Origin of the sequence: Bacillus testis (assembly GCF_001243895.1) — a bacterium.
Classification (GTDB): domain Bacteria; phylum Bacillota; class Bacilli; order Bacillales; family DSM-1321; genus Bacillus_AD; species Bacillus_AD testis.
Map to the genome: position 1 here is coordinate 1,062,516 of NZ_LN851186.1, position 12,902 is coordinate 1,075,417.

14 protein-coding genes and 1 pseudogene are annotated in these 12,902 nt (G+C 41.2%); 9 read left to right on the top strand and 6 right to left on the bottom strand.

What is annotated here, in order from left to right:
- Positions 1-294 precede the first annotated feature (294 nt).
- Positions 295-480, bottom strand: a complete 186-nt coding sequence (locus BN1765_RS05855; RefSeq protein WP_050614226.1) for a YhzD family protein — start codon at positions 478-480, stop codon at positions 295-297.
- A 115-nt stretch (positions 481-595) separates the two neighbouring features.
- On the opposite strand from BN1765_RS05855, the gene BN1765_RS05860 reads away from it, so the two are divergent.
- The 6 genes from BN1765_RS05860 (at position 596) to BN1765_RS05885 (ending at position 8,619) form a co-directional block, all read left to right on the top strand.
- The gene (locus tag BN1765_RS05860; protein ID WP_050614227.1) at positions 596-1,495 is read left to right on the top strand and encodes an ABC transporter ATP-binding protein; all 900 of its coding nucleotides are present in this window, start codon (positions 596-598) and stop codon (positions 1,493-1,495) included.
- Positions 1,488-2,735, top strand: a complete 1,248-nt coding sequence (locus BN1765_RS05865; protein ID WP_050614228.1) for an ABC transporter permease — start codon at positions 1,488-1,490, stop codon at positions 2,733-2,735. Before BN1765_RS05860 ends, BN1765_RS05865 begins: the two co-directional genes overlap by 8 nt.
- 169 nt (positions 2,736-2,904) lie before the next feature.
- Positions 2,905-4,113, top strand: a complete 1,209-nt coding sequence (locus BN1765_RS05870; protein WP_050614229.1) for a metallophosphoesterase family protein — start codon at positions 2,905-2,907, stop codon at positions 4,111-4,113.
- Complete coding sequence (locus BN1765_RS05875; RefSeq protein ID WP_050614230.1) at positions 4,110-7,103, top strand: ATP-binding protein; 2,994 nt, start codon at positions 4,110-4,112, stop codon at positions 7,101-7,103. The genes BN1765_RS05870 and BN1765_RS05875 overlap by 4 nt, the downstream gene beginning before the upstream one ends.
- Before the next feature lie 25 nt (positions 7,104-7,128).
- Positions 7,129-8,358: an HD domain-containing protein gene (locus tag BN1765_RS05880; RefSeq protein ID WP_050616687.1), complete on the top strand. Its 1,230-nt coding sequence runs from the start codon at positions 7,129-7,131 to the stop codon at positions 8,356-8,358.
- 81 nt (positions 8,359-8,439) lie between these two features.
- Positions 8,440-8,619: a sporulation YhaL family protein gene (locus tag BN1765_RS05885; protein WP_050614231.1), complete on the top strand. Its 180-nt coding sequence runs from the start codon at positions 8,440-8,442 to the stop codon at positions 8,617-8,619.
- A gap of 49 nt (positions 8,620-8,668) precedes the next feature.
- On the opposite strand, the gene BN1765_RS05890 is transcribed toward BN1765_RS05885, so the two are convergent.
- Complete coding sequence (locus tag BN1765_RS05890) at positions 8,669-9,532, bottom strand: peptidylprolyl isomerase (protein WP_050614232.1); 864 nt, start codon at positions 9,530-9,532, stop codon at positions 8,669-8,671.
- A gap of 183 nt (positions 9,533-9,715) precedes the next feature.
- Between BN1765_RS05890 and BN1765_RS19465 the strand changes: the two genes are divergently transcribed.
- The 3 genes and pseudogenes from BN1765_RS19465 to BN1765_RS19470 all read left to right on the top strand — a co-directional run bounded on the left by BN1765_RS19465 (position 9,716) and on the right by BN1765_RS19470 (position 10,112).
- Positions 9,716-9,802: a YjcZ family sporulation protein gene (locus BN1765_RS19465; protein ID WP_075050783.1), complete on the top strand. Its 87-nt coding sequence runs from the start codon at positions 9,716-9,718 to the stop codon at positions 9,800-9,802.
- Between the two features lie 107 nt (positions 9,803-9,909).
- Positions 9,910-9,972, top strand: a pseudogene (locus BN1765_RS20660) (YjcZ family sporulation protein); the annotation flags it as partial.
- A gap of 44 nt (positions 9,973-10,016) precedes the next feature.
- Complete coding sequence (locus BN1765_RS19470) at positions 10,017-10,112, top strand: YjcZ family sporulation protein (RefSeq protein ID WP_075050784.1); 96 nt, start codon at positions 10,017-10,019, stop codon at positions 10,110-10,112.
- Positions 10,113-10,158: 46 nt separating this feature from the next.
- Here BN1765_RS19470 and BN1765_RS05895 read toward each other — a convergent pair whose 3' ends face one another.
- From BN1765_RS05895 to BN1765_RS05910, 4 genes are all read right to left on the bottom strand, one after another.
- Entirely contained in the window at positions 10,159-10,350 is a 192-nt protein-coding gene (locus BN1765_RS05895) for a hypothetical protein (protein ID WP_050614233.1), read from the bottom strand.
- Between the two features lie 100 nt (positions 10,351-10,450).
- The gene (locus BN1765_RS05900) at positions 10,451-10,990 is read right to left on the bottom strand and encodes a DUF3267 domain-containing protein (RefSeq protein WP_050614234.1); all 540 of its coding nucleotides are present in this window, start codon (positions 10,988-10,990) and stop codon (positions 10,451-10,453) included.
- A 502-nt stretch (positions 10,991-11,492) separates the two neighbouring features.
- Positions 11,493-12,062 carry an HTH-type transcriptional regulator Hpr gene (locus BN1765_RS05905; protein ID WP_050614235.1) on the bottom strand — a complete coding sequence of 190 codons (570 nt, stop codon included), beginning with the start codon at positions 12,060-12,062 and terminating at the stop codon, positions 11,493-11,495.
- A 196-nt stretch (positions 12,063-12,258) separates the two neighbouring features.
- The gene (locus BN1765_RS05910; protein ID WP_050614236.1) at positions 12,259-12,639 is read right to left on the bottom strand and encodes a YtxH domain-containing protein; all 381 of its coding nucleotides are present in this window, start codon (positions 12,637-12,639) and stop codon (positions 12,259-12,261) included.
- Positions 12,640-12,902 lie beyond the last annotated feature (263 nt).

Sequence of the window (12,902 nt, forward strand, 5' to 3'; positions counted from 1 at the left end):
TTTTTCTTACTGCCGCTTGATCTCCTGCTTATGCTTTCTTGTCTTCACCTTCGTGTTGAAGTGGGAGTCTTAGCGCCAGGGAGAACAGGATAAAAAAGAAGGGGCTTTCTCATTAGCCGATATAACGGCATGGAGATGCTCCTTCTTTTTCGTTAAAGATTAATTGTTGAATTTTTACAATTTAGCATTATTGACTTCATCTGAACCTAAAAATATACTAAACGTAAAGAATACAACTTTACAACAAACAGTGAATGTGTGTGTTTATGGCAGTTGAGGGGCCTGCCAGATTTTTTAGCGATGGAATAAAATTAGCTTGCCTCGAGGAGAGACACAGCGGTGTGTAATATCCGCAACCTTTTTTTCGGCTAAAAGCTGTTCGCCGATTGACTTGGCATGATCATCATTTTCTGCTTGAAAAGATTCATCCAGCAGTTTTTCTCCTTTTGGGTCAAATGCAGTAAGTTTATATGTTTCCATTTAGTTCACAACCTTTTTTATTTTCAGATTAATACTTATTTTTGCATAGTTATCCTTAATTTGTAAAGAAAGAGGCCCACTGTAGTTGGTGAAGAGAAAAAGGAGGCTGCATACGATGGCCCTTGTTATTGATTCTGTTACCAAAAAATTTGGTAATTTCACAGCTGTAGACCATATTAGCTTCACGATACCGGAGCAAGAGATATTTGGATTTTTAGGGGCAAACGGTGCCGGGAAGACAACCACGTTCCGGATGATTCTCGGGTTGCTTGATCCGACTTCTGGAAGCGTGACTTGGAATGGAAGGCCGATTGATTATTCCGTTAGTGATACAATCGGTTATCTGCCGGAAGAAAGAGGACTTTACCCTAAGCTGAAAGTAATCGACCAAATCGTTTATTTGGCCCGTTTACGCGGCATGAAGAAGTCAGAGACGATTAAAGAATTGGATTACTGGCTGGATCGTTTTAAAGTGCCAGATTACAAGAATAAAAAAGTAGAAGAATTATCGAAAGGAAATCAGCAAAAAATTCAATTCATTACTTCTATTATCCATAAACCAAAGTTATTGATCATGGATGAGCCCTTTAGCGGACTTGATCCGGTGAATGTGGATTTATTGAAGGATGCTGTCCTGGAATTAAAAAACAAAGGCACAACGATTGTATTTTCCAGCCACCGAATGGAACATGTCGAAGAATTATGCGAGCATTTGTGCATCATGGATAAAGGGAAACCGGTTGTCCATGGCAAATTAAAAGAAATTAAGCGGTCATTCGGCAAGAAAAATCTGATTATACATAGCGATCTAGACATGTCGTCCCTTTCCGACATACCGGGAGTAAAGAAAATGAGGATGACAGCGGAAGGGGCCACGCTTCAGATTGCAGATGAATCTGTCGCCGAGGAGATTCAGCGCCAATTATTTGCTCGAGGGTTTGTCCGGAAATTTGAAGTGGAAGAACCGTCCTTGCACGACATATTCGTAGAGAAAGTAGGTGCTTCTCTTGAGTAAAAAATTCTGGGTTGTCCTCTCCCATACATATCTCTCTAAACTTAAGACCAAAAGTTTCATAGTGACCACGGCCGTCATCCTTGTACTGTTGCTTGTGGTAAGCAATTTGCCGAAAATCATAGATTTATTCGATAAAAAAGGCGATCCGACTATAGGCGTCATCGATCACAGCGGACAGTATTACCAGCCATATGCTGATCAATTGAAGAAAGCAAATGCTAAGCTTATAACAAAAGAAGTAAAGGATGAGAAGAAGGCAAAAAAATTGCTGGATTCTGGAAAGGTAGATGGCTATTTGATCATTGAAGAGGACGCCAAAGGAATGCCCAAAGGGATCTACAAAGCAGACAGCATTTCCGATGAAACGGTTAGCAATGAACTGTCGCAACATCTTACCTCTTTGAAGAACAGGCTGTATGCCAGCCAGCTCAAGTTATCCGACAGTAAAATTGCCGAGCTGTATGCTCCCGCTGCTTTTGAGAAGGTAGCCACGAAGCAAAGCGCCAAAACGCAGGAAGAGCTAAATCAGGCAAGAGGACTTGTCTACGTCATTCTGTTCGTCATTTATTTTGGGGTGCTCATGTACGCCGGAATGATTGCCTCTGAGGTGGCCGGGGAAAAAACATCGCGTGTCATGGAAATATTGATTTCTTCTATCTCTCCGGTCCAACAGATGTTTGCCAAAATCCTTGGTGTCGCGTTGCTCAGCATGACGCAGCTGCTCCTGTTTTTTGGAGTCGGGTATTTTGCCATTAAAAAGTCACTTGCAGATATGCCCGGGGATTTCTTCTCTGTATTTGGATTCGGAGATACCTCGATCAGTACGATTCTTTATGCGATTCTTTTTACCCTGCTTGGATATTTCATTTACGCGACATTGGCCGCTTTTCTTGGATCGCTTGTCAGCCGGGTGGAAGAAGTGCAATCCATGATTACGCCGATGACATACTTGATCATCATCGCTTTCATGATGTCGATGTTCGGCCTTAGCAATCCGGAAGCGGGCTTTGTCAAAGTTGGTTCCTTTATCCCTCCGTTTACTCCTATGTTGATGTTCCTTCGTGTAGGAATGGTTGAGGTACCTTTTTTGGAAGTCGCCATCTCTGTCGTTCTTTGCTTAGCGACCATTATTGCATTGGCTGTTTTCGGTGCCAAAGTCTATAGGGGCGGCGTGCTAATGTACGGAAAAGGAGGCTCTTTAAAAAATATTAAGAGAGCTTTGGAGATGACAAAAAAATAAGGATAAAAGGCAAGCAGGCTAATCTGTTTGCCTTTTTGGCGTAATTGGCAGAAAGGCCTTAAGAAGCGGGCAAGGAAATGGCTCCAGCGAAAAGAAAAACCGCTAAAAACCGCTTCTGAGGGATGCTTGCGCTTTATGGTAAGATAGACAGTATATGAGGTGATGTTAAGTGAAAAAAATAACCTTTATCCATGCGGCGGACCTGCATTTGGACAGCCCTTTCGTCGGCTTGAGGCACCTTCCCCAGCCAATCATGGAACAGATGAAGGAAGCTATTTTTGTTTCATTTCAGCGGATCGTCCAGGCCGCTATCGACAGGCAGGTCGACTTCCTGTTGCTTGCCGGCGATTTGTTTGATGGAGAGAACCGTAATCTTCGGACGCAAGTAAGGCTCAGAAATGAAATGGAGCGACTGAAGGAAAATAGTATTGATGTTTATATCATCCACGGAAATCATGATCACTTAGGCGGCAGCTGGATTGATATCAGGCAGCCAGAAAATGTCCATATATTTAAAGAACATTTCGATGTTATGACGTGGAAAAAAGAAGGGGCAACTGTCCATATATACGGATATAGCTATCCTACGCAGCATGTCAAGGACCGGATTATCCAGCATTACAGAAAGAAAGAGGGAGCGGATTACCATATCGGCATGCTCCATGGCAACTTGCAGGGAGAAACAGAGCATGGCCAATACGCCCCATTCACGCTAGCGGAACTCCAGGAAAAGCAATTCGATTATTGGGCGTTGGGCCATATACATAAAAGGCAGGAATTACTGCAATCACCACCGGTTATTTACCCCGGCAATATTCAAGGGCGCAGCCGCAAAGAGACGGGCATGAAAGGCTGTTATTATGTGGAATTGGAAGGGCGCCAGTCGTCCTTTGAATTCATTGCAACATCGCCGATTGTCTGGGAAAGCCTTGATGTGGAATTTAAGGAAAATGAAACGTTTGACGACCTTTTTACAGCCTGTAGAGCAGCTATTCAAGAAAAAAGAGATAATCGCTATCAGGTGCTTGCGTCCATTATGGTGCATAGCGCTAATACCGCTCTCCATACTTCTTCTTATATCGAGGACTTGCTGCAGTTACTGCAGGAGGAAGAAGAAAAACAACCGCAATTTGTCTTTCCGGTACAGCTACGGGTCGAACAGGAACAAACGGCTCTTCTCCAACAGCCGGTTATGGCTTTGATCCATCAGCATGAATGGACGCAGCAGGAAATTGACCAAGCCGTCCGGCCGATTTTCAAACATAGTCTGGGAAGAAAATACATAGACACCCTAACTTCCGATGAGAAACGTGAATTGAAAGAGGAAGCTGAAAAACTGCTGGCACTTGAATTATCCATTGGGGGAGAAAAATCTTGATTATTAAAGAAATCACTATATATGGATACGGAAAAATCCACAATAAGACTTTTTCCGATTTAAAGGAGCTTCAGGTTTTCTTTGGCGAAAACGAAGCGGGAAAATCTACATTGATGAGTTTTATCCACAGCATTCTTTTCGGTTTTCCGTTAAAGTCCCAGTCGGAAAAAAGGTATGAACCCAAGGATTACTCGGCATATGGCGGAAGGATCACTGTGGAGAGTCGGCTTGCCGGAGAGGTTATCATCCAAAGGGTGAAAGGGAAAGCGGCAGGGGATGTATCAATCATCTACAGTGATGGAAGAAAGGGAACAGAGCAAGATTTGAAGATCCTTCTTCAGGGCATCGATAAGACGACGTTCCAGAATATTTATTCATTTGATCTGAATGGGTTAAATGGACTGAGCGAAGTCAATGAAAAAGATATCAGCCGCTATTTGCTTTCTACAGGACTGGTCGGCAGCGACAGCCTATTGCAGACTGAACAGCGGCTCCAAAAGAGAATGGATCAATTATTCAAGCCTTCCGGGAAGCTGCCGGTGATCAATGAAGGGTTGAAAGAATTGCAGCACGCTTACGAACGCGTAGCCCAGGCTGGAAAGGAACAGGACCGCTATAAGGAATGGCAGGAAACCCTGGCCTCTTTGGAACAAGAGCAAGTGCAAATGGAAGAGAATCTGAAAACAATCCAGCAGAGAATTATTTCAAGTTACAATTTCAAAAGTGCAGAACCGTTGCTGATTGAAGAATCGAGGATCAGTGATAAACTATCTTTATTGGGTAATATATCCTTTCCGGAAGGAGCTATGGACGAGCTAAAGTTGCTGAAGGGCGAATTATTGCCGCTTGAAACATCTTTAGAGACTGTTCAGCAGCAAATAAATAATGTCAGGCAGCAATTGGACAAGGCAGAAGTGAATGAAGAATTGCTACTAGAAGAAGAAAAAATCCGGCAGGCAATCGATCAAGCGCCCTCTATGCAAAATATGACGGAGGATATGGCGGTGCTGGACCAGAAGCTTGAAGAAAACCAAGATGAGATCCAGCAATTGCGGGATTTTATCCATACGACGCTCGGAGAAGAAGAAATTCTTCAGCTCGATACTGGTTCTTCTCTAAAGGAAAGAGTGATCAGTATCCAACAGGAGGCGGCACGATTAGATAATGACAAGCAGCATCTTGACCAAAAACAGGCAGCCGAGCAAAATCAATTGCGGACAATTGAACAACGAATTTCGTTTTTGATGGAGCAGATTCTTCCCGAGCCAGAGAGAGACCGGCTACAGACTTACACAGAAAACAGCCAAAATGAACAACAAAATGAAATAGAGCTGCAGTTCATTAACCAATCTATTGAATCATTGGAAAAGAAAGTGCAACTGGAAAAAAGAAGCGACAAACATAAGAGGAAAACAGCCAGGAATCTGTTTATGGCTGTTTATGCCCTCTGTATCATTCTGTTGATTGTTTTTGCTGTCCAGCAAAATTGGCTTTTGGCAGCAATAGCCGTGATTGTGGCTGTAGTGGCATACTTTTTTCAACATACTATAAAGCTGCCTGCAGGTGCAGGAATGTTGGAAGAAGAATTGAGAGAGTTGTATGCAAGGAAAGAAAAATGCATGGCGAAGCAAGGAGATTCCGGGTATGCACAAGTGTACCAAGCCAAGGAATCGTTGCAGAAGGATGATGAATGGAGACAACAGCTAAATAGTGAAAAGGTCAAACAAGCTGAGCATGAACAAGCCTTCCACAGTACCGTTGATGAATTCGAACATTGGGAGCAAGGGAAGATGAAGCTGCAAGCTGACATGCAAACCATTTTGAATGGCTGGCGATTGCCGATTTTGCATTGCACTCCAACTCTTCTGCAATCTTTGTTTGAATCGATAAGTGCGTTAAAGCAATCCATTTACAGCAAACGGCAATTGGACAAAAGAAAGAAAGCTGCAGAAGAAAGAATGGATGAATATTTTCAATTGCTGTCCGGATTGTGCCAAAAGCATATCGGCCGCCAGCCGGATTCAATCACGGAAGGAGCGGTATTGCTGAAACAGACTTTGCGTCTCCTGGAGGAAAATAAAATCCAGCATCGGCAACTGGCGGATCAGTTGAAAGACTGGCAGGAAAGGCAGCAGGAGGCTTCTGCACGCCATCAGGCATTGCTTGGCCAAATGGAGCAGTTATTCCAGCAGGCTGGATGCAAAGACGAAAAGACATTTATTGAACTGGCAAGTAAATCTGAAGAAGCAGCGTCTTTGCAGCGTCAATTAGAAACAATCACAATCCAATTAAAACCTTATGCAGATGAAATACCGATATGGAAAGAAAGCAAAGAAATCATCAATGATTATAGCATCGAATTGCTGAAGGAAGAGAAGCAACAACTAGAGCAACGGAAAAACCAATTGGTCCAAAAACTTTCAGATGTAAGATATACGATTGCTGCATTGGAAGATGGGGGCACCTATGATGAACGTTTATTCGAATTTCAAATGAAAAAATCATCATTGAATGAAGATGCCCGTGAATGGATGAAAATTTCCTTAGCGAAAGCCATGCTGGAAAAAACGGTTGAAGAATATAAAAAGGATCGTTTTCCGCGTATCCTCGAACGTGCTGTCTCCTATACGTCTAACATTACAGGCGGAGAGTATACAGCATTGGAGTGGGATGAAGGAAGCGATTGTTTGCTTCTTCAGCGCAAAGATGGGATGATATTCGAAGCTAAAGAAGTCAGCAGGGGAACACAGGAAGCTGTTTACGTAGCCCTTCGTTTAGCTTTAGCCAGGGAATCCTATAAGCAGGATCCGCAGCCAATTATTATAGATGACAGCTTTGTTAATTTGGACCGCCGCCGTTTGGAAAGAGTGCTGGCTATATTGAGGGATTTGAAGAAACAGCATCAGATCATTTTCTTTACTTGCCATGAATATATATTGGACTATTTCAAGCAAGACGAGGTTATTTCGTTAATTGAATCCGCTGTTTGAAGCGGAAAGAAGGGAAGAAGAGGACATGCTACAGGATAAGACCTATTTTTATAATAATATCCCGATTCAATATGATTGCAGCGATGAAAAAAGAAAAGAAATCCTTGCTGCTTTTCCTGCCCCCGAACTGCCGAATTCGGAAGAATCTTTTACTTTGGAGAACGAAGTGCAGGGGAATAATGTCAAGGTCACTTTGCTCTTAAATGAGTATTCAGTAGAGATGACTAAAACAAATAAACAGTTTTTAAAAATGCGATTCAGTAATCATAACGGAGCTTATAATACAAAAATGTGGGACAACCAGGGAGAAGTGGAAACGTATGTACCGCTTCTTGAGGAGCATTCTGTATTTACAATAGAAGGGCGGGTGGAAGATTATAGAGGGTTCAAATCAATCACAGTCCATCGCATGGCGCCTGCAAAGGGGGACATCAATCCTTTTAGTCTCCTAGCCTACACTCATCAGGATATGGAGGAGCTGACCGTCGAGCTATTTTCCTATCTCGATGAGCTGAATGCACCGTTCAAGGATATAGCCATGGCCGCCATGAAACGTTTTTGGACGCAATTCTCTCTTCGGCCAGCCGCGAAAGGCTTTCACCATAATTACTTGGGAGGGCTTTTGAAGCACACTGTCGGATTAATGAGATTCGCCCGCTTTATCATGAAAACAGAAGAAAACCATTATCAGGCGGTGATGAAGCTGATCAGCATCGTTGAAAAAGCCCATAAGAATGAGTTGTGGGCACAGATGCAGACAGGCAAGGCCAACACCCAGCAGCTTGTGTGGAAAGAAACCATCGACCATCTGTATCAAATGCTGTATGGCATGATGAATTATCAGGAAAATGAACCAAATTACGATATTATTATGACCAGCATTTTATACCATGATATCGGCAAGATGCTTGAATACGACCATGCAGGCAAACAGTATGATGAGTTTTCCTTCTTATTTCCGACAGCAGAAGCGGATTTTTCATCGAGAAAAGCAACGGGCATAATCATGGATCAGTTGGGAGTCATGATTGGCCATATCCCTTATGGTGTCCTGTTTTTCACAAAAATCATCGAAGCGGAAGGCATTGCCATCACGATGGAAGACTTGCATGCCGTATGCCATTGTATTTTGAGCCACCACGGCTTGCCGGAGTGGGGCTCTTGTATACGGAGCCCGCAGACGGTCGAAGGCTATATCGTCCATATTGTTGATTATCTGGACAGCCGTTACGAAAACACAGAACAAATTAAATAAGGACCAGTCATAAATCTCTTTCGCCTGCATAAACTGTAGCAGTGCTTGTACACGGGCATTCAGAAAAAGGAGATGGGGCAGATGACAATAGTGATCGGCATAATCTTGGCGGGAATTCTGGCGAGCGGCTTTATGGCCATCAAGTCGGGGCGCGAAGAACGTGAAATAGAGAATGAATACATCGAGCAGGAAGGGCAGAAGTACATTGCCCGTATGTATGAGGAAAAAGCGAAGCGAATCGAACAGGCAGAAGTGAAGTGAATGAAAAGAAGCCTTGTCCACATTTAGGACAAGGCTTCTTTCTATAGGATTATTGAGCTGAAGATTCTTGAGCTTTAAATGCATCCTTCAAATCTTTATCTTTCACTTTTACATCGTTTTTCTTCAGTTCTTTTTCCATTACTTTTTGGATTTTTTCAGTATCGATTTTAGACACTTTTACTTGATATTCAAGATCCTTCTTCATGTCTTTGAACGGTTTTTTCTCTTTTTTGTCAGTCACTTGAATGATATGGTAGCCATTGTCCGTTTTGACAGGATCGCTGATTTGGTCTTTTTGCAATTTGTAAGCTGCTGTTTCAAATTCAGGAACCATTGCGCCAGCGCCGAACCAGCCTAGGTCTCCGCCTTCTTTAGCAGAAGCTGTATCTGTTGAATATTTCTTCGCTAAATCTTCGAATTTTTCGCCTGCAGCCAATTTAGCCTTCACTTCTTTTGCTGTTTTTTCATCAGCTACCAAGATGTGGCGCGCTTTGATTTCAGGTTTGTATTCTTCGTAAGCTTTTTTAACTTCTTCGTCGGTTACTTTGATATCCTTCACAGCCGCTTTTTCTTGCAGCATAGCGATCTTGAAGTTCTTTCGAAGATCAGCTTCGTCTTTATATCCATATTGGGCTAGGGCCATTTCGAAGTTGTCACCGAGTTGCTCTTTAAGTGACTGGACACGTTTATCAAGTTCTTTATCAGAGACTTTATATTCTTTGGAAAGAATTTTTTCATAAACAAGTTCTTGAAGGACTTGTTCGCCTCCATTATCTTTAAGAGCATCATAAAATTCATCTTTTGTAACGTTGCCTGCTTTCGTTTCTACAACCGCTTCGTTATCCCCGTTAGAGCATGCAGTCAATCCTGTGATGCTAAGTGTAAGGGCTACGGGAAGTATCCATTTCTTCATCATAACAACTCCTAGATTTTTAAATTCCAAAAACTATCATAAAACTTACTATATCATAAAAAGCACCGACTTCAAAAAATTTCAGCCGCGAATAAGTAATTTTAGGAAAAGATGGGCGGTTACCTACTCAACTCATCCCCTAATACATAGTATGTAGCGTACAGGATAAAGGAGGTATGGAAAATGGGCTACGGTTATAGCAATGGTTTTGCCTTACTGGTTGTGTTGTTCATTTTACTCGTAATAGTTGGCTGTGCATTCATCGGATAAAAAGAAAAGAAACAAGGACAGACGCCTGCTCTTAGCGAAAGGTCCCCGAATATAATGTGGTAATTACCTGATACGGAGGTGTTACTGCTACAGGTAGAAGTTTTTAGGGTGGATTGGCTTTACTGGTTGTGTTATTCATCCTGCTCGTGGTAATCGGGGCTGCTGGCTTTGAAATCTTTGTACAGTATGCAAAGAAAGGAAGGGAGGAAAAAATATGTCAGGTGGATATGGATATGGCTATGGCAGCGGATTCGCACTATTGGTTGTCTTATTCATCCTTTTAGTGATTATTGGCTGCTCTTGGTTTTAAACAGATAAAAAGGCGAAGCAGAGAGCTTCGCCTTTTTAAGTAATTTTTATGTAAAGACTACTTTCACATAGAGTGAGATTAATAGGATTGTTATACAGACATTAATCATCCGAAACACGCCAGGCTGTTTTACTTCCGGGATTTCTTTTTGTATGATTAATTTATAAGTCATCGCGTTCATGTTATATAGAATGAACCATGAAAAAATAAAGTAGGCAACCATGAAAAACCAAGACAACCGGATTTCCCCCCAACTACAAACGAATTCTGTACTCATACAATATCAAATAAAGAATAAAAAAGATAGTATGGAGGCACTCCAACTATCTTTTGGGCCGTTAAGCCTCCCGGACCAGAATTTCGAATCCTTCATCGTTTTCTTCTACATAAGAGCAGCGGGGAGACCGTAGAATATTGAATAAAGTTATGGCGTCCGAGGCGCACAATCCGATATGCAGGGATAAGAGAATCGTAAAATAATGCGCATAGGCAGGGAGCCTTAAAGCAAAATACAGACAGGTTCCTGTCACGACGACAAAGGGCGTCAAAAGTGAGAATAAAAAAAGCATTTTTGAAATGGGATCTTTGACCCTTATCGTAAATTGTGGAATATAAAAGTGCTGTTTCGACTGGATCTTCAGCTTGTTGAAAGCAAAAAGCAACGGAAGAAGGTGCAGCACTTTATGCAATGGGTAAAGCATGAAGATACCGGCCATGAAAAGCAGGGCATAATCATCATGTAGCGTGCCTTTTGAAAGCCCGGCACTCACCAGTGCGTAGATAGTAGTAAATGATAATAGCATTGTCAATAATGAAATAATGAACATCCGTTGAGGTCCATATTGTTTGTTCAGGTTTACAGATTTCCAGCAGTGCATGTTGCCCTCCAAAGGCTTGTTTTAGGTGGCCAATCTATAGTTGGCTTTGAAAATACTACAATACTTTACGATGTTTCAAGCTAAAAAGCAATACCATTCTTCAGCGGAAAAACGATAATTTTTCAAACGGAAAATAAGATGGAAGATGGCATCACAAGAAGCCCCTATTAAGGTGAATAAAGAAGGCGTTTACATAATCGGAGAGAATGATTAGGCGTGAAAAACGGCTGGTTATCAGCCATGCCTGGACATACAATAAGAATGGAGAAGCAGCAATGATCAGTGTTGAAGGAAAGGTTATCATTGTGAATGATTGAGCAAAAAATCCAAAAAACAAAAAGCGGAATATATATCACATTTTGATCCGCTTCTGTCTCTTTTGCAATTGGAAATGCCCGTTTCCATGCCGGTTGCAGATTAATAAACGCTTGCCAAAAAGACAAGATGTGAGTGTAGCGTTTTTTGCAGAAATGAAGAGAATGGTTCGAACGGGCCCACTTTTTTATACTGTTTCAGCCGTTTTGGTTTCAACGAGTTTTCCTTCATGCTCTGTCAATCTTTTATCGATATTGCTGAATGATGTTTCAAAGATTTTCATGAAATCATCTCCGTAAATATTACGGATGATCGCCATGATTTCAATCATATCCGGGAATTTACCGTAAAGGCTATGCAATGGAAGAGAAGCTTCAAACACGGCATTCTTTGCAGGATCATAGTTTTCCATCAGCTTCAGTAAGATGTCTTCTCCGGCGTCTGTAATTTGGATATACGTATTGCGTTTATCGTTTTCTTTTTTAGAGAACTTCAATAAACCGCGTTCTTCCAACTTCTTGGAAAAGTTAAAAGCAGTCGAAACGTGCATTACGCCAAATTTGGCCACATCTGAAATGGAAGCGCCGTTCAAGTGTTGGGCGATCCATAGAATGTGATGTTCATTGATATTCAAATCATAGGGTTTGATCCAATTCTGCCAATCTTTCTCGATTGATTTCCATAATGCCTTGCTGAGCTGAGCAACTCGATGACTAAACAGGATTGCTTCTTTCATCGAATAATTTTTTTCTTCCATGATTACTCCACCTACTTTACAAATCATTTATATTTATTATGACAAGAAAATAAAAATTAATAAAGTAAAAATTTACAAAATTTTTAGAAATTTACTTATTTTTAAAGTTGATTTACATAATTATTATTTTAAAAAATGATAACTTATACAAGAAAAGACGAAAGGATGCTTTCCTTGTATAAGCCTTGCCGGGCGTTTATTTTTCAGCTTCTGATCCTGCCGGTGATGTTGAAACTACTTGTTCCAATTCACCTAATGCGCTTTCAATTTCTTTTATCCGGTATTGGATGTCTTGTTTGTGAGGTTCTATGTCTGTTTTCCAGGCTGAAATGCGTTCTTTCACGTCACTGACAAAAACCTTGATGGTCTCTTTGCTGACATTAGAGGCGGAAACCGTTTCAGATTTCATATCTTTAATCCGTTCTTTAATGTCTGCCAATATAACTTGTATGTCTTCCTTATTCTCTTTAATGTTTTTGCGCAAATCCTTTCCAGAAGCAGGTGCATATAAAAGTGTTGCTATGCCGCCTACGGCAGCACCAGCCAAAAATCCAAGCATCACGTTTTTGCCTTTCATTTTAATCACCTCTTAATCGTTCATTTTCTTTGCTTAGAATAATGTTAGTACTTCCAATTAACATGAAACAAGAAATGAAGTCAATGCATATTCCAAATTATTTAAAAAAATCCATATATTATTTTTCTACAAAACAGGGATAATCCCTTTTTTATATAATATAAATTTTTAAAAATAGTTTTTAAATTTATTCCATACAATATATATATCACATCTCATACATATTAAACCAATCTTATGCTAAAATATATTATTTAAGAATA

What these genes read in the sequence shown, in the direction of transcription:
- BN1765_RS05855 (WP_050614226.1), bottom strand. Translation starts at nt 480, where the DNA reads ATGGAAACATATAAACTTACTGCATTTGACCCAAAAGGAGAAAAACTG.
- BN1765_RS05860 (WP_050614227.1), top strand. Translation starts at nt 596, where the DNA reads ATGGCCCTTGTTATTGATTCTGTTACCAAAAAATTTGGTAATTTCACA.
- BN1765_RS05880 (WP_050616687.1), top strand. Translation starts at nt 7,129, where the DNA reads ATGCTACAGGATAAGACCTATTTTTATAATAATATCCCGATTCAATAT.
- BN1765_RS05885 (WP_050614231.1), top strand. Translation starts at nt 8,440, where the DNA reads ATGACAATAGTGATCGGCATAATCTTGGCGGGAATTCTGGCGAGCGGC.
- BN1765_RS05890 (WP_050614232.1), bottom strand. Translation starts at nt 9,532, where the DNA reads ATGAAGAAATGGATACTTCCCGTAGCCCTTACACTTAGCATCACAGGA.
- BN1765_RS19465 (WP_075050783.1), top strand. Translation starts at nt 9,716, where the DNA reads ATGGGCTACGGTTATAGCAATGGTTTTGCCTTACTGGTTGTGTTGTTC.
- BN1765_RS19470 (WP_075050784.1), top strand. Translation starts at nt 10,017, where the DNA reads ATGTCAGGTGGATATGGATATGGCTATGGCAGCGGATTCGCACTATTG.
- BN1765_RS05900 (WP_050614234.1), bottom strand. Translation starts at nt 10,990, where the DNA reads ATGCACTGCTGGAAATCTGTAAACCTGAACAAACAATATGGACCTCAA.
- BN1765_RS05905 (WP_050614235.1), bottom strand. Translation starts at nt 12,062, where the DNA reads ATGGAAGAAAAAAATTATTCGATGAAAGAAGCAATCCTGTTTAGTCAT.
- BN1765_RS05910 (WP_050614236.1), bottom strand. Translation starts at nt 12,639, where the DNA reads ATGAAAGGCAAAAACGTGATGCTTGGATTTTTGGCTGGTGCTGCCGTA.